Genomic DNA, 24,089 nt, shown 5'->3' on the forward strand with positions numbered 1-24,089 from the left:
TTAGCGTTGATCTAATCCTTGGAAAAATGCGCAGGACATATCGGGACAGAGGAAGGTGAGTGGGTTCTGCGGGCCCAGAACATATTCCGGCCACTCGTTCGCAATCGTCTCGATTGCGGCGGCTGAACGTTCATCGGAGCCGGGCTGTACACAATTTTGTGCACCCTCGTAAAAGGCTTCGATGATTTCGATCAGCTTGGGCGCGCCGAGGATCGCTGGCAACGTCACACGAAAGCTTGTCGCGCCGTTGCCAAGGCAAAGATGTACGGCGTGTTTGTGCTGTAGTTTTGTCCATTGCAGTAGCCTGTGATAGTCATAGTGGCGTGTGCCGCGCGCCGTGATACTGACGTCATAGAGAAAGCCTGGTCGTCCTGCGATCGGCACATCCCATGTTGCCCAAGGCATGCCTAAGGTCTCGACCGTCATCGCAAAGCGTTCGGCCGGATCGGCATGACCGATCCGAGCCCACTTGTTGTCGTGGACTTTCGACCATGGAAACAGGTCGAAGGGCAGGAAGTGCGCGACGACCGCATCATTTGTCTGAGGCAGGACTGGATGCGTGTCGTTGTATGACGTGCAGAAGCGCCAGAAGCCCTGATCGATGTCGCGCAGGAACTGTCTGATGCGTGGCAGGTCGTCTTGATGTAACGACCGAAAGTGTGCGATCCGGTGCCGGATTGCGATCACCTCTTCAAGCTTCGCTTCCCAGATTGTCTTCGGTGGAAGGTAGGCCTCGAATAAGCGCCAGTGATTGGTGATGACTCGCTGAAGCTCGGACAGTTGGATGAAGCTCAATACCTCATCTTCCGGTGTCGGCATGTGAACCATCCGTTTGTCGTTGCGCTTGGGGACGACTGCCTTCTCGGCATTGATTTTTATTTTCCACTCTGTGCCATCAAGGGCGCGAAGCTGAACATAGACCAGGCACCGAAGCCATGTTTCGAGCTGCCAGAGATGCGCGTAGGTCCTGAGTATGTCGGGCGAAAGCTCCGAGATGCCGAAGAGCGGTTGATCGGCAGCGGGGTGACTTGTCATTGCGGATACTCTCTTGATACTCGGCTTTTGGCACAACGTAAACGCTTCCCCAAATCTGCTGGCATTGGTTTATCGTTGCGAAGCTTCTTCGATGTTGTATGGGGACAGCAAGCTGCGGCTTGGATGCAAGGTTGGGGATTGCGGGTAATGGATTAGGCAATAAAGGTTTCGGGGCTAGGAAAGTCCTCGTAGCCGACCAGTCCGACAAGGCCAATCATGTTTACACGACCTACCTGAGCAACAAGTTTCATTTTCCGACTCACTTTGGGGCCAGATTTCCCTTTCGATGCCTTGCGCACGATTAGGCGACTTTCATTACGAACTTCACCGAGATATTTGCCGTCGATGCCATATATTTCGTCGCCAATAAAGGTTCCAATATGCATACCGTTTTGCAATCGAAGCTCATTGCCACGCCTATAACCGAAGGATTTTCCTTTCCACGTCCACAGCCAACTCATAAGCATTATTCCTTCGTAACAGGTCTACGGTTGCCACTCAGCGAGCGTTGAAAGTGTGTCCGCTGGCACGCATATCCTACCAGTAGACTCATGAACCAGGACATCGCCTTGTTCTAGCTCAAAGCTCCGCTTTTTAAAGGGTGACTGAATTGGAAGCTGCTGCTGGCCAATTCCGCTTGGTGGTAAGCGTATCTGGCAGTGGCTTTTTATCACGTCTGGTCTTGGAAGCTAGCCACATCAATCCGGCGATTGAGTCGGGGATGTCTCGCGATTGCGCGTCCGTAGTGCTGGATTTACGTAGCCATGAGCGCCAATGACACCGGTTGAATACCGATGACACTGACGTCGCCGTGTGATATGGTTCTTCTGGATGTAAGTATTATTTACAGCATGTCGGGGTTGTCTTTTGTCCAATAACATTCCGGTCATGGCCGCTGCGCAATTTGCAGCGACGTTAGCTCTGCGGCCTCGCTTGTTCTCTTGGTTCCTAGGCGCTGGCGCCTCGGCGGCTTCGGGCATTCCGACCGGTTATGCCATGATTGGCGACTTCAAAAAGCGCATATTCTGCCGGGAGACGGGCTACTCCTTGCGAGAGGTCGATGCGGGAGATCGGCTTTGGATTGAACGAATCGACGATTTCTTTCGTCGGACCGCGTTACTGCCGCCTGATGGTGATCCTCGCGAGTACTCAGCGGCTTTCGAAGCGGTATACCCCAACGAAAAGCAACGGCGCCAGTACATTGATGATGCCATTCGTAAGGGCACGCCCTGCTTTGGCCATCGAATGCTGGCTGTCTTGATGGCGAGCAAGCAGCTAAGCTGCGTCTTCACAACCAATTTCGATGCGCTGGTCGAAGATTCGGCGACAGAAGTCAATGCACTGTTGCCTGCGGAGGCCAGAGTCAAGCCCGTTGTGGCCGCACTGGATTCGGCAGACCGGGCGCAGCGTTGCCTGGATGAGTCAGACTGGCCGCTCATCGCCAAGCTGCACGGGGACTATCAGTCCATCCAGATCAAAAACACCGACAGTGAACTGGAACACCAAGACGAAAGGATGCGTCACGTCCTGACGGAGTCGTGCAAACGCTTTGGGCTGGTGGTCGTGGGGTACAGTGGGCGCGACGCTTCTGTGATGCAAGCGCTGGAATCGGTGTTAAGGGATCCGAACCCCTATCCCAATGGTCTGTACTGGGTGACGTCGTCGGCTAATCGATTGCTGCCTGCTGTGCAAACGTTATTGGACAATGCGGTGCTCGCGGGCGTGGATGTCGCCATTGTGGAAGCCAAGACCTTCGATGAGCTGGCTGCGGATTTGTTGGCGCAAACTCAGCTATCGGACGTGCTGGTGGAACACGTATTGCAGTATCGGGCACCGTCTCGGCTCGAGCCCGTCAAGCTGCCTGCGGAAGACGCCCGATCCTTTCCTGTTCTGCGTTATTCAGCTTTGTTGGTCAGTGAGTTGCCTCGTGTGGCAAGGCGCATGGTCTTGAACAAGACGGCAACCACGGCGGACGTGCGCCAGCAGTTGAAAGAGCAGAGATGCCGGGCGGTCGTGGCTGCCATGGGTCGGGAGTTGGCAGTGTTCGGCAACGATGCACAGGTTGTGGAGGCGCTGGTGGACTTCGAGGCGCAGCCAGCCGGTACGATTGAGTTGAACCCGGATCGGGACAGCTGGGCGCTGGGTTTACTGTACGAGGCCATGGTCAGGGCACTTTCCCGGTACCGGCCGTTGCTGCCTCGCTATAAGCGTTCAGGTCATTCGCTGATCGTGGCGGCTCCCCGCGACGATGAGGCTCCGGAAAGGGCGCAGGAGCGCCGGGCACGGCTTGCGGCGCTTCGTTCGGCCTATGCGTCCGAGCTGACGGGTACGGTGCCTCAGCTCGGCTATCCTTATCAGGAAGGTATCTTCGTGAAGTTGGAGCAGATCGAAGACCGATGGTGGTGTGGTTTTGAACCCTTTACCTTCGTGAACGTCCCGCGAGTGGACTCGTCTGAAGGCGAAGGACAGGACGACGAAGGAGTGGGTCGGCCTGCGGCTGCTCGAGCTGGCGATCCCGCCGGCGACTGGCGACGTGAGCGCTGGGTTCAGAAATACAACCGGCAATGGGCGGGCATCATCAATGCGTGGGCGGCCTTGTTGACCACGACGGATAGCGAAACACTGTCAGCGTTCGGTCTATCCAGTGAGCAAGGGGTGGATGCGGTGTTTGCGTTCTCGCCGGTGACCGGTTGGAGTCGACCGGCGCATCATGACAATTACTTTGACAGGACAAAGTAATGGCGCATCACCCCTTAGCCTCCAAGCTTCCACCGTTTACGCTGCTCGATGAGCCGTTGCTGGCCTTTTCTCCTGAGCAGTCCGATGACGTGGATGTTCATCCGCTTCGAGGCCTGAGCCGGTACGGTCCGTTTTCCAAAGGGTCGTTCGGCGCCTTTACCGCGAATGTGAGGGTGGCCACGGTTGGCCCCGATAGCGCGTTCAAGCAGCGCGGCACGTTGTTGGCGATGTTGCGAAATCCGTTGCAACCCTCAGATCGAACCGAATATGTTCCCACTTATCCCGGGTTCGAAGCGCTATTCAACGTGGGATTGGTGTCAGCCCCTCCAGCAACCCATATCCGTTGGCCTGATTCGCTTAGCCAGCTTGATGGGCAGGGTACGGTGGAGCAACGGCTTTACCAGGCGATGGATGCGGCGCTGCGTCGGCTAGAGGCGATGCGCAACGAATTTGATGTGGTTGTGGTGCATTTTCCGGAAGCATGGGGGCCTGCGACTCGAAGTGTGGCGTTTGATGCGCACGATGCCTTGAAGGCGCTGGGGGCCAAGTACAACATTCCCACGCAGGTTATCAACGACAGGGCCTTTCATTTCAGGCACCGGGCATCACTGGCTTGGCGGCTTGCCATCGCACTGTATGTCAAGGCGGGCGGTATTCCCTGGAAGTTGGCCCGTGTGCCGAGCGTGCCCGATGAAACGGCCTATATCGGCCTGGCGTATGCCTTGCGAGGGGATCAACGTGACGCGCACTTTGTGACGTGCTGCTCGCAAGTGTTCGATATGGACGGCGGCGGCATGCAGTTTGTGGCTTTCGAGGCGCGTGACCCCGTGACGAACCTCGAAGAGGCCAGGCGCAATCCGTACCTGAGCCGCGATGATATGCGTGCGGTGCTGGCGCGTAGCCTAGCGCTCTATCAGGACCGAAACGGGGGCAGCCTGCCCAAGCGGTTGGTCATACACAAGACCACCGCTTTCAAGGCCGAAGAGTTGGACGGCGCCTTTGATGCGCTGGCGGGTATTCCGGAGGTCGAGTGCATCGAAATCGGTGCGCGAGCGAACTGGCGGGGTGTTTGGCTGATCGATTCCGGTAGGCAAGTGCCGCCCAGTAAGCCGTCTGCTTACCCCGTGCCGCGCGGCACGGTCGTCGTGCGTTCTGGTGTGTCCGCGCTGCTGTGGGTGGCAGGCAATGCCCCCGACGCGTCCACGACCGGGGACTACTATCAAGGCAAAAAGAGCATTCCCAAGCCGCTGCTGCTTACGCGCCATGCTGGACGCGGCCCGCTGGAAGTGGTGGCTGCGGAGGCACTTGCCCTATCCAAAATGGACTGGAACAACGATGCCTTGTATGACCCGGTGCCGGTCAGTATCCGGTACTCCCAACGGTTAGCCAGAACCATCGCCAACGTGCCGGACCTGCCCGGCAAGATTTACCCGTACCGACTATTCATGTAGCGCCGCCAGCGTAGACAAAGCACTGATGACGAGGAGATAAGTCCGCATGTTTGATATTTGCCTATTCGACCTGGATGACACGCTGGTTCGTACGTCGGATCTGAAGGAGATACGGGAGGCATGTAAACGTAACAGCGACCCCCAACGGTTACACGCGCTGACAGAGCAGCTAGAGGCGGAGGACGGGCGGCATATTTATAGCATTGAGCTCTTGCGGCGGATACGTGCAGAATTTCCTCAATTGAAGCTGGGTGTATTTACCCGGTCTCCCCAAAGCTATGCGCTGACGGTGTTGGACTGGGCGTATCCGGGGTTCCAGTGGGACATTGTGGTGGCCTATGAGAGTGTAGAGCGAACCAAGCCCTATGGGGATGGAATCGACCTGGCGATGGCGACCTTCGACGTTGACCGCCTCGATCGAGTGGTTTTGGTGGGGGACAATGATGTGGACGTGTCCGCTGGCTATCATTGCGGATGCGTGGTGGCGCTGGATAGCAGCGCTTGGCCGTACCGTAAAGAGCCCATGCACTGGAACGCCGTAGGACTTGTCCCAGACGCGGTCATCGACGCTCCCGAGGGCTTATTGGGCGTTTTGCGTCGACCGCTGTCTCATCTTCCCGAGCTGGAGCGACTACTGGCTGATGGGGAGCCGTCGCAGATGCCACGTTTCGATAAAATCAATCATTTCGTTCCGCAGGTGGCGGGTGGGGATCGGTCTGCGTACCCAATTTATGTGGCCGGTAGATCCTTTGCCAACTACGAGTCTGTGAAGTATCGCAAACAGTGGCATGCCCTAACGGAATCTATTGGGGATAATAAGGAGGCGGATGTATTTCCCGATGAATGGATTGCCGCGATTCGGCATTTCATTGATAACCATTACGTAGTGTGGTTTGGCGTATTGCGTGTCGTGGTAAGTGTGGTGCCGCACCGACCTGGACGAAAAGCGCGCTTGGAGATGTTGCTCAAACAGCTTGAGCAGTCTGTGGAAGAACGGCCGATTGAGGGTTTTGAGATTATTTGCCAGCCGGAACTGCTGGCATACAAACAGGGCGTCAAGTCGCAACACAATGATTATTTGGGTCGAGATGAGCGGTTTATGAATGTGAGAGATCACTTATACGTACGAAATCCTGAAGAGGTAGCCGAAAACACATCCTATTTGGTGATTGACGATGTGACGACAACAGGGGCTTCATTGATCTACGCAGGGAAATATCTCAACGCGATTGGTATCAAGGATGTCACGCGTCTGTCCTTGACTAAAAATATAGGCAAGATTGTATGAGTGTTGTTTCGCCAGCCACGCTAAAGCTGCTGACCCTGTCAATGTTGAAAGGGGTGGGGCCGGCCGCGCTGAAAAAAGCAGCGGCCCTGCCTGGCTTTTGCGATAAGCCGATAGACGAACTGGCAAAGGCTGTTCCTGCTATAGAAAAGGCTCTGTCGGAATCCGACGCATGGGCGAATGCTCAGAATGCCGCAGCACACCAAGTTGATGAGGCACATCGGCACGAGGCGCGGATTCTTTCCGCTTTGGATGCGGAGTATCCGCCGTTGCTGGCGGCCACCAAGGACGATCCCTTCATACTGTTTGTCAAAGGTACGCTTGCCCAGCCGCCGGAGCGCTCGGTAGCGATCATTGGCACGCGCGAGCCCACCATGCATGGCCAGCGTATTGCTACGAGCATTGCGAAGTTCTTCATCGAACAAAGGTGGAGCATTGTTAGCGGTTTGGCAATAGGGAGTGATGCTGTGGCGCATCAGGTGACGCTGGATGCCGGTGGCCATACGGTGGCTGTGCTGGCGCACGGGCTGCAGATGATTGCGCCGGCCAAGCACAAGAAGCTAGCGGAAAATATTCTTGCCTCCGGCGGGGCGCTGGTCAGCGAGTATCCTTTCGGGCAAACCGTGCGCAGTCAACAGTATGTGAAGCGGGATCGCACCCAGGCGGGCTTGGCCCAAGGGGTGGTGATGATTCAATCCGATATCAAAGGCGGCAGCCTGTATGCGTCGCGTGCATCGCTGGATTATGGCCGTTGGCTCGCCGTTCCGTATCCCACGGAAAAGGACCGCGAAAGAGAAGAGCCCAAGGTACAAGCCAATCTGCTGATCGCCGATGGGAACGACGATCAACGAATGGATCTATTGCGTTGTTCCAAAAGTCACCTCAACAGAGTGATCGTACTGCATAGCCGCGACGACTATTTTCAGCTGATCGCCCCTGGGGAGGAGGTCGCGCACGCAGGGTCATCGGGGCCGCTCCACGTACAACGTGGCGACCCTCAATCGATATCGAACGTCCCGGCTAAGCCAGCATCGGCGAATGCGCATGCAAGCAACGTCGGTGTGACGAGCAACGGTAGCCCATCGAGCGCTGGACAAAATGATGGGGCAGCGACCGTTATTTCCGAAAGGCCTGCTTCCTTGCGCGAGCCTGCGTTGCACCGGATCGTACTTGATAAGGCCACGCTGTCCGACTTGAGCATTCAGCAGATACCCTCCGAGGATTTTCAAGGCGCTAAAAAAAATGCATCCCAGGTGCCTGATGTTGATTTGTTGGTGGCGTTGTCAGCGCGGTTTCGATATCTCCAGATGCAGCTGGATCTATTGAACCGTCTATATGCTGATAGCCGGGCTATTACGGATAAAGAACGTCGCTTGACGATTCAGTTCGTCGTCGAAGACATGCTCGTGCATATGAAACGGGCCATAGATTCGCTGACGGAACTGACTGGGGAGACTCATCCTGTACAGAACGACCTGTTCGCCACCAAAAGCATGGGGAGTCCGAGGATCCCACAGCAGTACGAACTGGGCGGCATGGCAATGCCAGAGCAAGAGCCCGATTTCTTACGCGGGATGCTGGACGAATTTTTGGGTACATTGCTTCAGCCGTTGAAGTTTGCCGAGGAGGGGGACGGGGCGTACCCATTGTCCGGCGGTGCTGACCTCCGTTTTGATGATCTTGTGACGGCATTTAATGCCTTGATTTCGAGAGGTTTACGTGTGTAGCGAACAATATCTGTCTGCGTTGGGTGACGTGACGGAGCAAAGACGCGAAGAGCGCGTAATAAGAATAAAGGGTTGAGGATGCTGATCATAATGACTTCACCTGACGCGGTGCTACGCGCCGGCGCGCCGGATCCTGAGTTCGTCAATGTACTGATCGAGGCTAAGCGGGCGGGTAATCCTGTGGCTTTGATCTCGAATCATGCGAAACCGCACTGGTTTCAGGACGTATTTGGTGGCAGCGGCGTACAGTTTTTGCAGGAGCGGGGCCGTCAGTCTGGTGAAATTGTCTCGCGTAACGCCGAGCGGTTTAAGTTGAATCCGTTTGATGTCATTGTTCTGGCGTCCAAGGATGTGGACGTCCAGATGGGTAAGAACGGGCGGGCGCTGCTTGTGGCTACCGGGGCGTCGGCGGGAAACCAGGTGCAATCTCTTGGTATACGCGTTCGTGATGCGGATGAGTTTGCTCAGGTAATTCAGTTGACTGCGGGCTGGTCAGGGCATTGGTGGTTTAGCGGTGACGCACCGCATTATTGTGTGCGGGCACTCTCTGATTTATCTGGATATGGTAAGTCGATCACACAGCAGGACTTTGCGCGGCGGTTGACGAATACCGTAAAAAATGGAGGCGCTCGCCTTAATGCCTTGCTGGCGGTCACCGCGCGCTCCTTACTTATAGACGGTGCGGATACAGTCAAAAATTTGGTTTGGGGGGTGTATCCGTCCTCTCAAAGTGCAAACGATGACAGCGATACCTTGTGTGACTTTACGCATCGTTTGCGGACTACCGTTTCACGGGTTCGTTATGCCGAGCGCGGCGAGCCACTTTTTATTCGGCATACCCCGTCGGTGAAGCGATCTGCGGGAGGTGGGGGGGATCGTACCGATCCAAGCGGACAGATGCAGACGGTTCATTTGAATCCTAGATACAACACCGGCAATCAGCTGCGGGGTAAGCACGTCATTGTGGTGGATGACTGCACCACGTATGGCGTGTCGTTTGGGGTGGCGGCCGCGTTCTTGCGCAAGGCGGGTGTTGCTTCGGTCACAGGCCTTGCGCTTGGAAAATTCGGGAATCAACTGCGGCAGTACGACATTGAGATTTTGACTGATCCTTTTGCGCCGGTGATGGCAGGGCAGTATGTTTTTAAGTCGTCGGAACAATTGCACGGAACGGCTAATCCCGCTAGCCAGCAGGTGTTGCAGACGCTTATTTCATAACGCAGACGTGTGTTGATTTATATAGCGAAACTGACTGGGTACCTTAGACATCCATCGGGCAGAAGCGGTCAGTTAGCCCGCTTTCGTGACTCGCCATTTCAGGCGAAAAGCGGTGTCCCTTCGTTCAAGGAGTCAGGGAAAAACCGTCATAAAGGGAGGTGTACCAGATGCCAAAAAAGCCAGTCGTGAAGGGCAGTGCTGCCATCGGCAATTCCGGAATCAAGAAGCACTTCAAGAATGCGGAGCCCTGGCAACCTCTGTTCGAACTGGTTTGGAACGGCTTTGATGCCGCCGCGAGTTTCGTATCGATCAATGTGATCGAGAACGAGATGCATGGCTTGGAGCGGGTTGTTGTACTAGACGATGGTGATGGTATTGAGTTCGACGCCCTGAACGAAACATTCGGTAGTTTTAACGAATCGGCAAAGAAAGCGAGCCTCACGTTGAAGGGCGAGCATGGCCGTGGACGCCTTGCGTTCCATCGGCTTTGCCGCAACGCTTCATGGTTCACCAAGTGCAACGGCATTGACGCAGTCATCGATGTTTCCGAGCCGACCATCAAAGATTTCGAAGGTCGGCTGTTGGACGAAGTCGAGCAGAAGGCGGATATACTGAAGCAGGGAAAAGGCACTCTCGTGGAGCTTACGAATTTCACGGGCGTTCTGCCGGAGTCGGACGCGCTCCGCGAAAAGTTCTCCGTCGAGTTCGGGTGGTACCTTGCCGTGCATCCCGACAAACAAGTGGTGCTAAACGGCGTCACCATTCAGGTTCCGAAGCATGAAGCGGTGCAGCAGGAGATTGCGGCAGACGACGCTATCTTCCAAGTTCAGGTGATTCGTTGGGAGCAGCGGCCCACCTCGGAGAAATCGTACCTATACCTGCTCAATTCCAGCGGTACTCCGGTCTACAAGGTACTGAGTTCGCTTAACCAGAAGCCTAACTTCTTCACCAGCGTGTGCGTAACGTCGACATGGGCTGATACCTTCTCGAAAGAGCAGGATCTGCTGAATTCGGGAGCGCACACGCTGGCATCACCAACCTGGAAGAAGTTTAAGTCCCAGCTGGATCGCCTGAGTCAGGCCATCTACGACAAGTTCTTGCGTATGCGAGCCGAAGAGGTGGTGCAGAGCTATGAGGATGAAGGCTACTTCCCGAGTTACGTAGGACTGGATGATACGGAGAGGGCGTGGCGACATCAGCACACCCGTGACTTGGTACGAAATCTCTACATCGCCGAGCCGCGTGTGTTCAACAGCGCCACCAAGAAGCAGGCGAAGCTCATTATTCGACTGCTGGACCGACTCGCTGTCTCAAACGAGAACGAGGCGCTGTTCGAGGTACTAGAAGGTGCGCTTGAGCTCGATGCGAAGTCGATGCAAGCCCTCGCGAAACAGCTGCATCGGACGACCCTAGAGAACATCGTCGCGAGTATCGAGGTATTGCAGCGACGAGCCACTGCAGTACAGCAGCTGCGACACGTCATGAACGAGCACTACCGCGAAGTTCTCGAGACGCCTGACCTGCAGAAAATCATCGAGAACAACACGTGGCTGTTCGGACCACGCTACGAGACTATCGGTGCGGAAGAAGACACCTTTGCGAAAGTGGCTCGTCGAATGCGTGATGAGGTCATGGATCGAGCTTCCGTGAGCATGGACGACGTAGACGATGAGGAGGACCTGCCGGGGGCAAGGCGGCAAACAGACCTCTTTTTGGCACGTAAGTTCCCGTCTACTGACTCTTTGGGGAACAAGGTCTACAGATGTATCGTGGTGGAGATAAAGCGGCCGGCGATTTCGCTGAATAAGAAGCACCTTCGACAGCTCGAAGACTATGCAGACATCATCAAGCGTCAGCCCGAGTTCAAGTCGGAAAAGATGCATTTCGAGCTCATTCTGCTCGGACGTCAAATATCGTCAGCGGACACCATCATTCCTAGTCGCTTGAATAACCTCATTGCGCGCAACGACCCCGGGCTGGTGACAGACGACCCGCGCATGAAGCTATACGTTATGAATTGGTACACGTTGCTTGATGGGTTTGAGTTGACTCACGGATTCATGCTCGACAACCTCAAGCTCAAGCGAGATGACTACACCGCTGCGACCAGGGAGGACTTGGTTGCTGAGTTGCAGACGGAGCATTGAAAACAAGAGTGACGCAACCGAATGAGCGTAGGCGGGATGGGAAGGTTGTATGGAGCTTTCTCCGCACATCGTAAGCTTGACTGGAAGCATTGTTCCCTGGCATTGCCGCGCGGCCTTTTCCCTTTTCACCGTGCGGGTGACTAGAGCTAGGTGAGCCGATTCCGCTGTAGAGTTGCCGTTAAAGCCTGAATCCAGAACGACAACGAGGGGCCTTTCTGTGTCGTTGGAACTGACCACATAGTTAGTGGGAGGACGCCGATTCGGTCAGAAACGCGTTCAACCGGTTCTGTAGCTGTAGGCGGTCGATGCCACTTGGGGACTGATGAAGCTCTGCGAGCAGTTTTTGTGCGACTTGTGCGGCCAGCAGCTTTTCATCGCTTTCGGGGAGATGGGACGCCGTTGTCCATTGCGTGTGCGCGCTGGGCAGCAGCACATGTTCCGGGTTGGTTTCTTGCGGCACCTTGTGCCAGTCCTTGGGATGCCCCAGCAGGGCGATCAGGTAGTCGCTGAGCAGATCGAACGCAGCTTTTCGGTCATGCAGCCGCTGTTGTTGTTGGTAGGTATAGACGAGAGCACTTTCAGCGGTGCGATGGTTGAGGCATTTTTCGATGACTTCCTCGGGAATACCGAGCTCTCCCATTAGTGTGGCACCGGTTCGTCGTATGTCGTGCATCACCCATGCGCCATTGGGCATGACCAGTGTGCCAGCGTCTTCAATCTGTGCATCTTTTTTTTGACGCTGGGTGATCTGATGCGAAAAGCTCGTATTCTTGGCGTGCACAGCGCCTCGTGTGCCTGGAAAAAGATAGTCGTCACGCCGAAACGGGCTATCACGAAGTTGGCAAAGCCAGTGGTAGGCGAACTCGGACAGGTGGATAAGGTGTTCGCGCTTGGATTTGGTCTGATGGGAGTGGAGGAACCAGGTTCGCTTTTCCCAGTCGATCTCTTGCACGCGCAGCCGGGCCAGCTCACCGGCTCGGGCCAGAGTGGATAAGGAGAGCCATATGCCGGCTTTGCAGGCATTGGTCATCCGGATGTGGCGGGTGAGGGCGTTGCGAAGCAGGACGAGTTCGTGAGGGAAAAGCACGCGCTTTCTCACGACGTCGACGATATCAAGGTCACGTTTTTTCAGATTGCGTACGGGGTTCATGGCGATCCAGTGGCGGTCTTCCGCGTAATTGAGCATTTGAACAAGGTCGATGAGGATGCATCCTGCTTGGGCGGGTCGCCCGCTGGTTCGAACTCTGTCTAACAGAGCGATGATCTGTGGACGGGTAACGGTGCGGAGCAGGTTATTGCCGATCTGCGAAAGAACGTCTTTCTTTAGCCTGAGTCGGCAGGCATAAATGCCGCGGTCATTGCGTCGTCGCTTCAAGGATTCGTTGATCCATTGGGCAACTGCCTGGTTGACCGTTTTTGGAACGTTCTGCGGCTTTGATCGGGGATCGATGCCATCGAGCAAAGAGCGTTTGCACTTGACAGCGATTTCCCGCGCATTGGCTAGCGTGCGGGCGGGATACGATCCCAAGGCATACTTTGCGGCCTTTCCTGAAAGATCCGTGTATCGGTAGTACCATGTTCTACTACCGCTCGGCATGACCCGCAGATAGAGTCCGCTGCCATCTCTGAGCACATACTCTTTTTCTCGGGGTCTGGCGGCTGCTACCTGACGGTCAGTCAGGAGATGTTGGGCCATTTCTTGCTCCTCACGCTATAGCTGTACCTGAAAACGTACCAAGGGACGGATTCGGGGACATTTGTGCATGCGCTCAAATGAGCCGTTACGAGACAAAAAGAAACTAACCTATTGATTTATAAGGTTAATTATAGCTCATCCCTGAATCGTCGCGATACCTCTTGACGACGATAATTGTGCTCCTACCGCGAATATGCCATGGCGTGGGCCTTGCAAACGCCAACTCATGCGTCCGGAATTGATGCGCCAGACGACTTTTCAGGGCAGAGCTTCTGGAAGTGGGCGCTGGAGCAGGGCAATAGCTCTTTGCTATCGGCTCAAGGCAATACAGTGGCGCAATCCTGGGCGCGGCGAGATGCCAGACCCTGGAGTCAAAGGTCATGGGTAGACGGGTATGCCTTGGCTGATTCTGAAAAGAGAGCAGGCCCCGATCTGGTGCTGACATTACAGGCTCAAGGCCATTGGGGACAAACCGTTCATACACGGGCGGCGGCGCAATCATTTTTCTCCCTGCCACCGGATAGGGCAGATTCTGGTGTGGATGCCAAGCCCAGCCTGTTTTTGCCCTTTTGGCAGGCACGGCTGATGGATGCAGGAGGCCGCCAATTATGAACACGCGACAAAAAGGGATCGCACTGGTCGAGGCCTGTTTGCTGGGTGTGGTGTTGGGCCTGATGGTGATGGCGGGACGTTGGCTGATGCAGCAGCAGTATCGCTTGCAGCAAATGCAGCAGAGTACACACTTGAGCCTGTTCACGCACGATGCCCATGGCAAGCCAGTTCGAGCAGCGAGCAGCCCCGTTCAAGAAGCAGTACCGACCCGTTTTTCGGAGTCGCCGATAGCGACAACCCAGCCCTTGCAATGGGAGCTTTTGAGCTTGCGCAGTGGATTCTGGACGGCACAGTCGCGTGTTTCCATTCCGTGGCCGCGTTGGCTGGCAACTCTGTCCATCAAAACACAGTTGCAGCGCCAATCCCGGCTGTGGGCGGCTGCGGGGCAGGCTAGCAGTACACAACAAACACGTCAGCGTCTGGAAAACAGTACGACTGCTTGGGGTGAGGCCATGGCCTCAAGCCGGCCCGCTGCCAGAGAAACGATACGGCAGGCAGGGCCTATGGACGCGGCCTGGGGGCGGACACGAGCCGATTTGGATTGGCTGAGCCGGTGGCAGGATTACGTGCCGGATCATGGCCCCAAGGAGCGACCATGAGACAGCTGCTTGCCTTGATCTTGCTGTTTTTCTTGATGTTCAGCCCTTTGCCGGCCAAAACGCGGCCCTTGCTCCTACCTTTGCAGGACTCCCAAGTTCAGTGGGGTCAAGGGCAAATGGCACAGACCGATGTTGGACCTGTGTATAGCTGGGGACTGAGCACAGACCTGGATGCGCAGACTTTGGCTTCTCGTTTGGAGCCATTCTGTGGAGCTCATTACGGCGCAATCAGATTGGAAGGGCAATGGGTATTTCTGCGTGCCAAAGATGGCAGGAATTGCGTTTTGTGGTTGGAGGATATACAGGCCTCGACCTTGTCGGGTTTGTTAAGTGTTTCCGAACACAGTCAGCCTGTTTCCCCCTCATCGGTTTGGTCAGCGCCACCCGTTGCTGGTGCCGTCCTGTGGCAACACGAACAGCCAGGGCAAGTGCAAAGCTGGCTGTTGAAGGCCGAGCCTGGATGGCGAGCCGATTTGCGGCGCAAGGACTGGGGAGCCGAGGCGGGCGAGCGTTATTGGCGCAAAGGCCCGGCCGAACTGGATGTCATGGAGCTGGAGCATGAGCGGCAGCGCTACTTGCTCTTGATCTGCCGTGCCTGTGGAAAGGAGGCCTCATGATACGGGCGAAATTCTTGTGGCTATGCCGTCATCCCAGCGCAGGGTTTGGCCTGCTGGCCTTGGTGGCTGGTTTGATGGCCGCCGGGACCAGCAGCCGTTACTTGGACCGGCAGGAAGAGGCTCTGCGGCAAGCGGCGCATCGTGTGCAATTGGATAGGGTGGTAGCCGCCTCCAGTCTGACAGCGGGGACGGTGTTGCAGGCGGAGCATTTGGCCGCCCGCGCCTTTCCTGCTGAACTGGTGCCTAGTGACAGCTGGGATGTAGCGCAGTTTGAGAGTCTGCTAGGGCAAGTGCTCAGCCAGCCTTTGCGGGCAGGGGATTTGATCAGCAAGGCGCATGTGCAGGAGGTCAGCAGTCCATTTTCACAGCAATTGCTCTCTGGCAGGCGTGCCCTGACTGTGCCGGTGGATGCGATCAGTTCGGTGTCGGGGTTGATCCGGCCAGGAGATCTGATCGATATCTATGTCAGTTTTGATGATCGGCAGCGGCGGGTAACGGCCCCCTTGCTGCAGTCTGTTCTGGTTCTGGCGACCAGACAAAGGTCGGGTGAAGGCTCGACCACGGCCAGATTGGATCAGGACGTCTACAACACCTTGACCCTGGATGTAGGCCCGGACGATGCCTTGAAGTTGCTGGCAGCCAGGCAACATGGACGCATCAGTGCCTTGCTGCGCAATCCGGATGACCATACACCCCATCAGGCTGCCGTGCGGGGTGAGCTGGCTGACATTCTGGGTCTGGGGCCGGGTGCAAGGCCCAAACAGCCTGTACAAGTTTTGTACGGCAACAGACCGGCAGGGCAACTTGGCCAGACAGAAGTGGAGCGTCTGGGTTGGCTGGATATGCCGGACGGCTTTTCTGTGGGGCAGCAGCCATGAGCAAAAATCGCTATTGGTGTAGGCGGGCCGCTGTGAGTTTGCTGTCTGGTGCCCTGTGTAGTGCAACTTTGCAAAGCCAGGCCCAGGGCTTGGGGCTGCAAGTCGGTGAGTTGATGGTTCTGCCTGACACGCAGGTGGAGCGGGTGGCGGTCGGCGACGGTGATATTGTTCACGCTGTCACCACGGAATCGGGCGAATTGATTCTGTTTGCACGCAAGACGGGCAGCACGGTGGTGCAAGTCTGGTCCCATTCCGGGCAAAGCCAGTCCTACCAAATTGAGGTGTCGCCAGAAAATCATAGGCAAACCTTGGCGGAGCTACGAAGTTTGCTGGAACGCATTCCCGAGTTACGCATCAGCGAACTGGGTGGCAAGCTGGTGCTGGAAGGAGAAGGTTTAAGTGATCAGGACAAGCAACGCATTCAGGCATTAAGTCAGGAGCATCCTCAATTGCTGGATTTCACGCAGCAGGACGGTTGGGAACCGATGGTCTTGCTGGATGTGCAGGTAGTGGAGGTGCCGCGCAACAGTCTGCGAGAGCTGGGAGTGCGTTGGGATGGGAGCTCTCAGGGTGGTTTGAGTATGGGCGGTGCCTGGGATGCGGCTACTCATCAGTTTTTGGACAGGCCAGGTGAAGCTGTTTTGCCTTTGGCGTTTCCTGCCAAGCAGGGGGCAGCATTCTTTGGTGTTGGCGCCTTGATGTCTGCTCGCGTTCAGGCCATGGCACAGGAAGGACATGCGGTTGTACTGGCGCAACCGCAGCTATTGGCACGCAGTGGTTCTCAAGCCGAGTTTCTGGCCGGGGGCGAGCTGCCTTACACCACCACGGACGACAAGGGAAACAGCAAGACCAGCTTCAAGCCTTACGGTGTGTCGCTGCGCATTGTGCCGCGAGTTGAGCGTGGCGGGTTGGTGCGTTCGCAGATCGAGGTGGAGGTTAGCTCCGTTGACGCCAGCCTGTCCCAACCCGCCGGGCCGTCTTTGAAAACCCGACGAGCTTCGACCGAGTTCAATGTCCGTTCAGGACAAACGCTGGTGCTGGCAGGGTTTATCTCGCGTGAAGAATCTCGGCATGTGGATCGTCTACCGGGATTGGCCAGTTTGCCAGTGCTGGGCGCCTTGTTTCGTTCCGAACGCTTTGCCCGACAGGAAACGGAGTTGGCGGTATTTGTGACGCCGACTTTGGTGGCGGCAGAGCATCCTGATTTGCTGGCTCGGCAGGCGAATGCTGCCCAGTGGTTGGATCAAACCTTTCCTGATGCTCCGCGCTTGAATACACCTGTGCGTGCCATCCCCAAGGGAGCAGGGCGAGGCACCTGGTCGCAATGGGTAGAACCTGATAGTGAGGTATTTCGTGTTGAACCTTGAGCTTGAGTCGGAGCTGGGGACGACGCGCCCCTGCACGGTCAGTTTGCCGGCCTTGATAGGGCGTGACCCGGCCTGTGATGTGGTTCTGCCGTCCTGGCGTATCGCGCGCCAGCATGCCAGTTTTCTGAAGCGGGCGGGGGCGGTGTACATCCAGGATCATGGCTCTTTGACGGGCGTTCAGCTTAATGGCAAACGGGTTTATGACGATGGGCCTTTGCGCTTGGGCGATGTGCTGGTGCTGGGAGGGTTCAAGTTGCGCATCGTCGGTTTTGGGCAGAAGGTTCTGCCCAGAGTTGACATGGCCGCTTCGGACTTGGGAAACCCACCGGAAACCTCAACACCGCAGTCCTTTACGAGGGAAGAACCGCGTCAGACACCACAGGGTGAGCAAGGTTTTTTCCCTCCTGGGCAAGCTGATCTTCCGGTATCCGATAGTGCTCTGTTCAGACAGGAACAGCAACGCCTGCATCAAGCCTTGTTGAGTGCGTTGGAATTGGAGCGTCGAGACCTCTCCCGCGTCACAGACAGACAGTTGAAGCAGGAAGCCTTTGATTGCTTGGGTCGTTTGATCCAGGCCCAATGTGCTGTCCCCAAGCATGAGCAAGCCAGCCTGCAAGCCAGTGTTTGTGCCGAGGCGGTGGGTTTGGGCCCTCTGGAGCCTTTACTGGCTGATACCTCGGTTTCGGAAATTATGGTCAATCATTATGATCGGGTATTTGTTGAGCAGGCGGGGCGGCTTCAGGCCCATCCCCTGGTGTTCAGCAGCGAGTCGGCCTTGCGGGCGATTATTGACCGCATCCTGGCTCCCTTGGGTAGACGGCTGGATATCAACTCGCCCGCAGTGGATGGGCGCTTGGCCGATGGCTCGCGTTTTCATGCGGTACTGTCGCCCATTGCGGTCAAGGGAACCTGCGTGACCATACGCAAGTTCCCCAAACGACGCCTGGGGCTGGAGGATCTGTTGCAGACGGGCAGTTTGTCGCCGGAGATGGCCGCTTTCCTGCAACAGGCGGTGCAGCGACGCTGCAATATTCTGGTTTCGGGTGGAACCGGGACAGGCAAAACGACGTTGCTGAACGTGCTTAGCACCTGCATTGATTCAGGTGAAAGAATCGTGACCCTGGAAGACGCGGCTGAGCTGCAGTTGCAGCACAGTAATTGGGTGGCTTTGGAGTCCCGACCCGCGAATGCAGAAGGTCAGGGGCAAGTGGATATACGGAGCCTGTTACGACAAGCCTTGCGAATGAGGCCAGACCGGATTGTGGTGGGGGAGTGCCGGGGCGCAGAAGCTTTCGATATGTTGTCGGCCATGAACACCGGCCACGAAGGCTCGATGGGGACCTTGCATGCGAATACGCCTCGCGATGCTTTGTCCCGCCTGGAAGGGATGGTGTTGATGGCAGGTCTGGATTTGCCTTTGCTGGTTGTGCGAGAGCATATCGCGCGGGCTTTGCACATTATCGTGCAACTGAGCCGCTTGCCTGATGGCAAGCGTTTGGTGCACGAGATTGTGGAGGTGACCGGCATCGAGGCGCAGCGTATTCAACTGCAAACCTTGTACCGCTATCGCCCGGAGTTCGGTTTTGCCGCCAGTGGCTTGCGTTCCGAACATGTTTCGTCTGCAGAGAGGCAATCATGAGATTTCTCAGTATTTTGCTGATTGTCTTGGGTACCACGGCGTTGGCCTATGTATTGCTACGTTCAGGACAGCGTCTTGCCAAGCGTTATAGGCAGCAACTGCTCAGGCAGTCCGAGCAGAGTTTGCAATCACATTTTGTATTTGTGCGCAGTCAGTATTTGGCTTTTGGGGCCTGGGCTTTATTGCCCCTGATCTTTTTGACGGCTTGGTGGCTGATGCAGTCGTTCTGGCTGGCAGCGATGGTAGCCCTGCTGGCTGCAGTCACGCCTTTACTGGTTCTGCGCTGGATGGGACAGCGGCGCTTGGCAAGCTTGCGACGACAGTTGCCTGACTTTGTTCTGTCTTTGGCCTTGAGCCTGCAAGCAGGTTTGGCCTTGCAAGCGGCTTTGCAGCAGCTGTCTCAATCTTTGCCTGCGCCCTTGGGGCAAGAGCTGCGTTTGCTATTGCGTCAGCAGCGCTTGGGGGTGAGTGCCAAGGACTCGTATCAAGACCTTCTGGATCGAGTGCCGGTGTCAGAACTGGCCATGTTGTTCAGTGCCTTGCAGATGGGCCAGAGCACGGGGGCTGGATTGGGGGAGCGTTTGAAAATATTGGCGCAAACCATTCGGGCGCGACTGACCATCGAGGACAAGATTGTTGCCTTGACCACGCAGGCCCGTTTGCAGGCGCGCATCATGTTCTGCTTGCCGGGTTTTGTGGCGGGCGCCTTGTACCTTCTGGATGCCACGGCATTTGAGCAGGCCTGGTTCAACACATTGGGTGTTTGGGTGGCGGGGGCGCTAGTGGCCATGCTGCTGATGGGGCTGTGGTGGATGCAAGTGATCCTGCGAGGGGAGGGGTGATCATGCTCACACTGATCTGGATGCTCTCTGCCTTGAGTGCAGCCTTGTTCCTGATGGCATTCCTGTGGGCTTGGCGCGGTCGTTATCTGCTTTTGCTGCAAGGAGGCAGCAGTTTGGGGCAGGCGGCCTGGCAGGCTTGGGAAGCCCCGTTTTCCAGAACTCTGAATCTCTGCCTGTCCTTGCCTTTTATGCATGAGTGGCCCGAGCGATTGTGGGGTTCGTATGCCAAGGAAGTACGGGGGTTTTTAAGCAAACGTTTGGCCTTGACTGGATTGCTCACGAGTCTTGTCAGTGCTTTCTTGTTAACTCAGGGAGCCTCATTGATGGAGCTTGCAGGGCTGGCTGTGACTGGCTTCTTCCTGAGCGTACTGCAAGCTATCTCACGAGGAAGAAAACTGCAGCGTCAGTATCATTTCCGTTGCCGCCGGGACTTGCCATTTTTTCTGGATCTGCTGGTGCTGGCTGTCGAATCCGGACTGGGCTTGCAGCAAGCCTGGGCGCGTGCAACGCAGGCCCTACCGCAAGGCAGTCTGCTGATCAGCTTGAACAAGGTACAGGGCGAGGTTCGGGCGGGACGACGTTTGCCGCAAGCCATGCGCAATGTCGCTTTGAGTTTCAGGCAGGCAGAGCTGGAAGAATTGGCTTTGTCTTTGGAACTGGCACAGGACACGGGTTTGTCTTTGGCTTTGTTGCTACGCGCTCAAGCTGAAAAATTGCGTAGTCATTTGCACTTGGAAGCTGAGCAAAGAGCCCTCAAGCTGCCTGTTTATTTGCTGGCCCCTTTGGTCGTGTGCATTTTCCCCTGCACGTTTCTGGTGATTGCGATGAGCCTGTTAGGCCCTTGGCTGGCAGGGGGAGGCTAGGGCGATGTCTATCTCAGTACTGATCAAACAGCCGCTGCAACAGGTGCCACAGCAGCCCTTGTATCTGTTCGACGCCAATATTTTCTGGGCCCGTTGGCGTGGCTGGAAGGCATTGCCACAGAACAAGAGTTTCGCAGTTGCGGTGTGGCTGCGGCCTTGTAGGGCGGTGCACCTATGGGGAATGCGGCAGGCTCTGGATATCTGCTTTCTGGATGAAGATGATCAGCCCTTGAGGTTTTGTCCGGCTGTACCTGCGGGAGCGATACGTTGGCACAGAAAAGCCAGATCGGTACTGGAGGCGCCGGTCACTTCTCTGTCGGGGCCGGAGCAGTTTTCGCCCTGGGCCGCCGCCCTGCAGGAAATACGTCAAACAGGGGGCGGGGTATGGCTGGACCGGGCTTAGCCTTGTGCGGCGTCGCGCATCGGATCACCAAACACGCTGCGGTAAGCCGGGTAGAAGCTGGCGTACAGGATGGCAGCCATCGCCAGATTGATAGGCGTCAGCACCATGGTGGCCGTGCCTGGGCTTAAACCTGCACCCAGCAGCAATTCGCCCAGGGTCTGGATGGCGAAGAAAGCAGCCGCCCAGCACAGGCCGTACAGCAGGAAGGCGGCCTTGTTGCGCCAGCAAGCCACCATGGAAAAGAACAGGGCTTGCTTGACCGGGATGGCATGCCAGCCTACCAGGGCCGGAGCGTGCCAGAACAGGGCGGACAGGCCCAGGTACAGCACGAAGAACAAAATGATGGGCTTGCGAAAGGCCGCCATGACTTCCTGTGGAGTGGCATTGCTGTTGTCCATCAACTGGGACAGCTCATTCACAAAAGGGAAAGTCGCCACAAAGCCGACGACCAGGCAGGCCAACAAGTAAATGATGCCCAGTTTGATCAGGCGGTTGCGTACCGGGGCGGGCTTCAAGGGCTCGGTCCACATGCCCAGGCGAATGACCTCTCCCTCATGAATGCGGCGACAGGCATTCTGAATGATAAAGGTCATGGTCGGGACCAGCACGATCAGCACCATCTGGCCGATGATGGGGAAAATATTGCTCAGGTTGATCAGGATGGAGGTGATCAAGCTCCAGAAGAACAGAGCAGCCGGTTGCAGCTTGAACAAGCGCAATCCTTCCTGAATCCAGTACCACCCGTAAAGAAAGGGGAGCTTGGCAGCTTGCATATCAGTATCCGTATTTATCGAGGGAGCGCCGGTACAGCATGGTCGCGACGCTGGCGCAGCACACGCTCAAAGTGCCGCGGGTCATGCGGCTTGAGGGTTTGAGCGGGGCGGGGCAGATAAAAGTCGTACAGGCGCGAGATCCAGAAGCGCAGCGCGGCGGCCTGGATCAGTATAGGCCAGGCGCTGTGTTCGGCTTCGGTAAAGGGGCGCACCTGGGCGTAGGACTCCAGCCAGGCCTGGGCTTTTTCCAGGTTCAGGGCACCGCTCAGGCGGTCGATACACCAGTCGTTCACGGCCACGGCCACGTCAAACAGCCAGGTGTCGCAACCGGCAAAGTAAAAGTCGATGATGCCGCCCATCTGGGGCGCTTCCGAGGTGCCGGCAAACAGCACGTTGTCGCGGAACAGGTCGCAGTGAGCCGGGCCTTGTGGCAAGGCGCGATAGGTGTCGCTGTCGGCAAAACGGCTTTGCTCTTGCAAGACGGTCTGGATAAGCTCGGACTGGCTCTCGTCCAGAAAGGGCAGAACCTGGGGAACGGTGGCTTGCCACCAGCTCAGGCCGCGCAGATTGGGTTGTTCCAGAGGGAAGTCCTGCGCAGCCAGGTGGGCCTGAGCTTGTGTACGGGCGATCTGGCGACAATGTTCAACCGTGGGCTCGGGCTCGTAACCACCACGCAGGCGCGTCACAATCGAGCACGGCTTGCCGTGCATGACACAGATGCGTTTGCCATCGCGGCGTGTCATGGGCTCGGGCACCGGCACGCCTTTGGCGGCCAGGTGGTGCATCAGCTCGATATAGAAAGGCAGTTGTTCCAGCGTCAGGACTTCAAACAAGGTCAGAACATACTCGCCCTGGGTGGTGCTCAGAAAGTAATTGGTGTTTTCAATGCCGGCGGTAATACCACGTAAGGAAACAAATTCGCCAATTGTGTATTGTTCCAGCAGTTCGCGGGCGTCAAGTTCGCTGACAGAAGTAAAAACAGCCATGCTTTCAGTGAGGGTCCGGTTGTTGGCGCACTATCAGGCGCGCAAGTATGTCAAACGGCCGATTTTAGACCAGTGTGCCCGCTTTTTGGAGCCTTGCGGCGATTTACCGCGCTTTATCTTCATCCTGTGGTCGGCTGAAACCACTAAAATGGGTGTTTACCCTTTTTCACCAAGCCTGCGATCAGGCTATTTGCCCCCTGTTTATGACTAATTTTGTGATGCCGGACAGCCAGATGTGGCGTTTGAGTGTGGCGCCCATGATTGACGTGACTGACCGCCACAGCCGCTTTTTTCATCGTCTGCTGGCGCCGCGCGCTTTGCTGTTTACTGAAATGATCACCACGGGCGCACTGACGCACGGCGATCAGGCACGTCATCTGGATTTTGATCAGGCGGAGCATCCAGTTGCCTTGCAACTGGGGGGCAGCGACCGGGACGCCTTGGTGACCAGCGCTCTGGCAGGTGAAAAGTGGGGCTACGACGAAATTAATCTGAACTGTGGCTGCCCCTCGGAGCGGGTTCAAAAAGGCGCTTTCGGTGCCTGTTTGATGAACGAGCCGCAGTTGGTGGCAGACTGCGTTAAAGCCATGCAGGACGCGGTCTCTGTGCCTGTGACGGTCAAGCATAGGCTGGGGCTGGATTACAACGAGTCCTATGGCTTTGTGCGGGACTTTGTGGGGATTTTGTTCGATTCCGGGTGCCGTGTCTTTACGGTTCATGCCCGCAATGCGGTCTTGAAAGGCTTGTCACCCAAGGACAATCGGGAGATTCCGCCTTTGCGCTATGACATGGCCATGCTGTTGAAAAAGGACTTTCCTGAAGCACTGTTCATCTTGAATGGCGGCATTCAGGAGCCGGATCAGGCGCTAGCGCTGGAGGAACAGTTCGATGGTGTGATGCTGGGCCGGGCAGCCTGGCATACGCCGGCGGTATTAAGCGAGATTCATCGTCGGCTGTGGCCTGAGCATCCCTTGATGGGCGAGGATGCCGTGGTGGAGCAGATGATTGCTTATGCCCGGCACCATGTTCAGGCAGGTGTGCCGTTACGCATTGTGATCAAGAGCATGTTGGGCTGGCCGCACGGCAAGAAGGGCGCACGTCAGTGGCGTCGTACCTTGTCAGATCACAATTGGTTGGCCAAAAACGATCCAGGCCTGCTTGCGCAGGCCTGGGAAGAATTGCAACGCCGTCAGTAAAGGCGGCCTGATCCAG

At 56.5% G+C, this 24,089-nt stretch carries 21 protein-coding genes; 16 read left to right on the top strand and 5 right to left on the bottom strand.

The features are described 5' to 3' along the window. Both MID00_RS16565 and MID00_RS16570 read right to left on the bottom strand, forming a co-directional pair. Nucleotides 1–1,035 carry an SAV2148 family HEPN domain-containing protein gene (locus tag MID00_RS16565; RefSeq protein ID WP_254499131.1) on the bottom strand — a complete coding sequence of 345 codons (1,035 nt, stop codon included), beginning with the start codon at nt 1,033–1,035 and terminating at the stop codon, nt 1–3. Between the two features lie 152 nt (nt 1,036–1,187). After that, complete coding sequence (locus MID00_RS16570; RefSeq protein WP_254499132.1) at nt 1,188–1,496, bottom strand: hypothetical protein; 309 nt, start codon at nt 1,494–1,496, stop codon at nt 1,188–1,190. Nucleotides 1,497–1,902: 406 nt separating this feature from the next. On the opposite strand from MID00_RS16570, the gene MID00_RS16575 reads away from it, so the two are divergent. From MID00_RS16575 to MID00_RS16600, 6 genes are all read left to right on the top strand, one after another. Continuing rightward, entirely contained in the window at nt 1,903–3,774 is a 1,872-nt protein-coding gene (locus MID00_RS16575) for an SIR2 family protein (protein WP_254499133.1), read from the top strand. Next, nucleotides 3,774–5,225 (top strand): nuclease PIN, encoded by a 1,452-nt coding sequence (locus MID00_RS16580; RefSeq protein ID WP_254499134.1) that lies wholly within the window; start codon nt 3,774–3,776, stop codon nt 5,223–5,225. Before MID00_RS16575 ends, MID00_RS16580 begins: the two co-directional genes overlap by 1 nt. A 46-nt stretch (nt 5,226–5,271) precedes the next feature. Beyond that, on the top strand, nt 5,272–6,513 hold the full coding sequence (locus MID00_RS16585) for an HAD hydrolase-like protein (protein ID WP_254499135.1): 1,242 nt from the start codon (nt 5,272–5,274) through the stop codon (nt 6,511–6,513). Then, nucleotides 6,510–8,237: a DNA-processing protein DprA gene (locus MID00_RS16590; protein ID WP_254499136.1), complete on the top strand. Its 1,728-nt coding sequence runs from the start codon at nt 6,510–6,512 to the stop codon at nt 8,235–8,237. The genes MID00_RS16585 and MID00_RS16590 overlap by 4 nt, the downstream gene beginning before the upstream one ends. 90 nt (nt 8,238–8,327) lie before the next feature. Then, nucleotides 8,328–9,455, top strand: coding sequence for a phosphoribosyltransferase (locus tag MID00_RS16595; RefSeq protein WP_254499137.1), 1,128 nt, complete (start codon nt 8,328–8,330; stop codon nt 9,453–9,455). A gap of 167 nt (nt 9,456–9,622) precedes the next feature. Further along, nucleotides 9,623–11,602, top strand: coding sequence for an ATP-binding protein (locus tag MID00_RS16600; protein ID WP_254499138.1), 1,980 nt, complete (start codon nt 9,623–9,625; stop codon nt 11,600–11,602). 241 nt (nt 11,603–11,843) lie between these two features. On the opposite strand, the gene MID00_RS16605 is transcribed toward MID00_RS16600, so the two are convergent. After that, nucleotides 11,844–13,298 carry an integrase arm-type DNA-binding domain-containing protein gene (locus MID00_RS16605; RefSeq protein WP_254499139.1) on the bottom strand — a complete coding sequence of 485 codons (1,455 nt, stop codon included), beginning with the start codon at nt 13,296–13,298 and terminating at the stop codon, nt 11,844–11,846. Nucleotides 13,299–13,508: 210 nt separating this feature from the next. On the opposite strand from MID00_RS16605, the gene MID00_RS16610 reads away from it, so the two are divergent. From MID00_RS16610 to MID00_RS16650, 9 genes are read left to right on the top strand one after another with little or no spacing between them, the layout of a single operon-like run. Then, entirely contained in the window at nt 13,509–13,910 is a 402-nt protein-coding gene (locus MID00_RS16610; RefSeq protein ID WP_254499140.1) for a hypothetical protein, read from the top strand. Beyond that, nucleotides 13,907–14,509 carry a pilus assembly protein TadE gene (locus MID00_RS16615; protein ID WP_254499141.1) on the top strand — a complete coding sequence of 201 codons (603 nt, stop codon included), beginning with the start codon at nt 13,907–13,909 and terminating at the stop codon, nt 14,507–14,509. Before MID00_RS16610 ends, MID00_RS16615 begins: the two co-directional genes overlap by 4 nt. Continuing rightward, the gene (locus tag MID00_RS16620) at nt 14,506–15,126 is read left to right on the top strand and encodes a hypothetical protein (RefSeq protein ID WP_250755804.1); all 621 of its coding nucleotides are present in this window, start codon (nt 14,506–14,508) and stop codon (nt 15,124–15,126) included. Before MID00_RS16615 ends, MID00_RS16620 begins: the two co-directional genes overlap by 4 nt. Continuing rightward, the gene (cpaB, locus tag MID00_RS16625; RefSeq protein WP_254499142.1) at nt 15,123–16,004 is read left to right on the top strand and encodes a Flp pilus assembly protein CpaB; all 882 of its coding nucleotides are present in this window, start codon (nt 15,123–15,125) and stop codon (nt 16,002–16,004) included. Before MID00_RS16620 ends, cpaB begins: the two co-directional genes overlap by 4 nt. Nucleotides 16,005–16,036: 32 nt before the next feature. Then, nucleotides 16,037–17,371: a type II and III secretion system protein family protein gene (locus MID00_RS16630; protein ID WP_254499143.1), complete on the top strand. Its 1,335-nt coding sequence runs from the start codon at nt 16,037–16,039 to the stop codon at nt 17,369–17,371. Further along, complete coding sequence (locus MID00_RS16635; protein WP_254499144.1) at nt 17,358–19,010, top strand: ATPase, T2SS/T4P/T4SS family; 1,653 nt, start codon at nt 17,358–17,360, stop codon at nt 19,008–19,010. The genes MID00_RS16630 and MID00_RS16635 overlap by 14 nt, the downstream gene beginning before the upstream one ends. Continuing rightward, nucleotides 19,007–19,852: a type II secretion system F family protein gene (locus MID00_RS16640; RefSeq protein WP_254499145.1), complete on the top strand. Its 846-nt coding sequence runs from the start codon at nt 19,007–19,009 to the stop codon at nt 19,850–19,852. Before MID00_RS16635 ends, MID00_RS16640 begins: the two co-directional genes overlap by 4 nt. A 2-nt stretch (nt 19,853–19,854) precedes the next feature. Beyond that, nucleotides 19,855–20,715: a type II secretion system F family protein gene (locus MID00_RS16645; protein WP_250755795.1), complete on the top strand. Its 861-nt coding sequence runs from the start codon at nt 19,855–19,857 to the stop codon at nt 20,713–20,715. Nucleotides 20,716–20,719: 4 nt separating this feature from the next. Beyond that, on the top strand, nt 20,720–21,118 hold the full coding sequence (locus MID00_RS16650) for a hypothetical protein (RefSeq protein ID WP_250755793.1): 399 nt from the start codon (nt 20,720–20,722) through the stop codon (nt 21,116–21,118). On the opposite strand, the gene MID00_RS16655 is transcribed toward MID00_RS16650, so the two are convergent. Both MID00_RS16655 and MID00_RS16660 read right to left on the bottom strand, forming a co-directional pair. Next, the gene (locus tag MID00_RS16655; protein WP_026483380.1) at nt 21,115–21,891 is read right to left on the bottom strand and encodes a BPSS1780 family membrane protein; all 777 of its coding nucleotides are present in this window, start codon (nt 21,889–21,891) and stop codon (nt 21,115–21,117) included. The genes MID00_RS16650 and MID00_RS16655 overlap by 4 nt on opposite strands. Nucleotides 21,892–21,905: 14 nt before the next feature. After that, nucleotides 21,906–22,877, bottom strand: a complete 972-nt coding sequence (locus MID00_RS16660; RefSeq protein ID WP_021446523.1) for a homoserine kinase — start codon at nt 22,875–22,877, stop codon at nt 21,906–21,908. Between the two features lie 203 nt (nt 22,878–23,080). Between MID00_RS16660 and dusA the strand changes: the two genes are divergently transcribed. Further along, nucleotides 23,081–24,073 (top strand): tRNA dihydrouridine(20/20a) synthase DusA, encoded by a 993-nt coding sequence (gene dusA / locus MID00_RS16665; protein ID WP_254499146.1) that lies wholly within the window; start codon nt 23,081–23,083, stop codon nt 24,071–24,073. Nucleotides 24,074–24,089: the final 16 nt, after the last annotated feature.

This window comes from Alcaligenes sp. NLF5-7 (assembly GCF_024266725.1).
Lineage (GTDB): Bacteria > Pseudomonadota > Gammaproteobacteria > Burkholderiales > Burkholderiaceae_B > Alcaligenes > Alcaligenes phenolicus.

Coding starts and splice junctions, on each gene's coding strand:
- MID00_RS16565 (WP_254499131.1), bottom strand. CDS start 1,035: ATGACAAGTCACCCCGCTGCCGATCAACCGCTCTTCGGCATCTCGGAG.
- MID00_RS16570 (WP_254499132.1), bottom strand. CDS start 1,496: ATGAGTTGGCTGTGGACGTGGAAAGGAAAATCCTTCGGTTATAGGCGT.
- MID00_RS16580 (WP_254499134.1), top strand. CDS start 3,774: ATGGCGCATCACCCCTTAGCCTCCAAGCTTCCACCGTTTACGCTGCTC.
- MID00_RS16585 (WP_254499135.1), top strand. CDS start 5,272: ATGTTTGATATTTGCCTATTCGACCTGGATGACACGCTGGTTCGTACG.
- MID00_RS16590 (WP_254499136.1), top strand. CDS start 6,510: ATGAGTGTTGTTTCGCCAGCCACGCTAAAGCTGCTGACCCTGTCAATG.
- MID00_RS16595 (WP_254499137.1), top strand. CDS start 8,328: ATGACTTCACCTGACGCGGTGCTACGCGCCGGCGCGCCGGATCCTGAG.
- MID00_RS16600 (WP_254499138.1), top strand. CDS start 9,623: ATGCCAAAAAAGCCAGTCGTGAAGGGCAGTGCTGCCATCGGCAATTCC.
- MID00_RS16605 (WP_254499139.1), bottom strand. CDS start 13,298: ATGGCCCAACATCTCCTGACTGACCGTCAGGTAGCAGCCGCCAGACCC.
- MID00_RS16615 (WP_254499141.1), top strand. CDS start 13,907: ATGAACACGCGACAAAAAGGGATCGCACTGGTCGAGGCCTGTTTGCTG.
- MID00_RS16620 (WP_250755804.1), top strand. CDS start 14,506: ATGAGACAGCTGCTTGCCTTGATCTTGCTGTTTTTCTTGATGTTCAGC.
- cpaB (WP_254499142.1), top strand. CDS start 15,123: ATGATACGGGCGAAATTCTTGTGGCTATGCCGTCATCCCAGCGCAGGG.
- MID00_RS16640 (WP_254499145.1), top strand. CDS start 19,007: ATGAGATTTCTCAGTATTTTGCTGATTGTCTTGGGTACCACGGCGTTG.
- MID00_RS16645 (WP_250755795.1), top strand. CDS start 19,855: ATGCTCACACTGATCTGGATGCTCTCTGCCTTGAGTGCAGCCTTGTTC.
- MID00_RS16650 (WP_250755793.1), top strand. CDS start 20,720: ATGTCTATCTCAGTACTGATCAAACAGCCGCTGCAACAGGTGCCACAG.
- MID00_RS16655 (WP_026483380.1), bottom strand. CDS start 21,891: ATGCAAGCTGCCAAGCTCCCCTTTCTTTACGGGTGGTACTGGATTCAG.
- MID00_RS16660 (WP_021446523.1), bottom strand. CDS start 22,877: ATGGCTGTTTTTACTTCTGTCAGCGAACTTGACGCCCGCGAACTGCTG.
- dusA (WP_254499146.1), top strand. CDS start 23,081: ATGACTAATTTTGTGATGCCGGACAGCCAGATGTGGCGTTTGAGTGTG.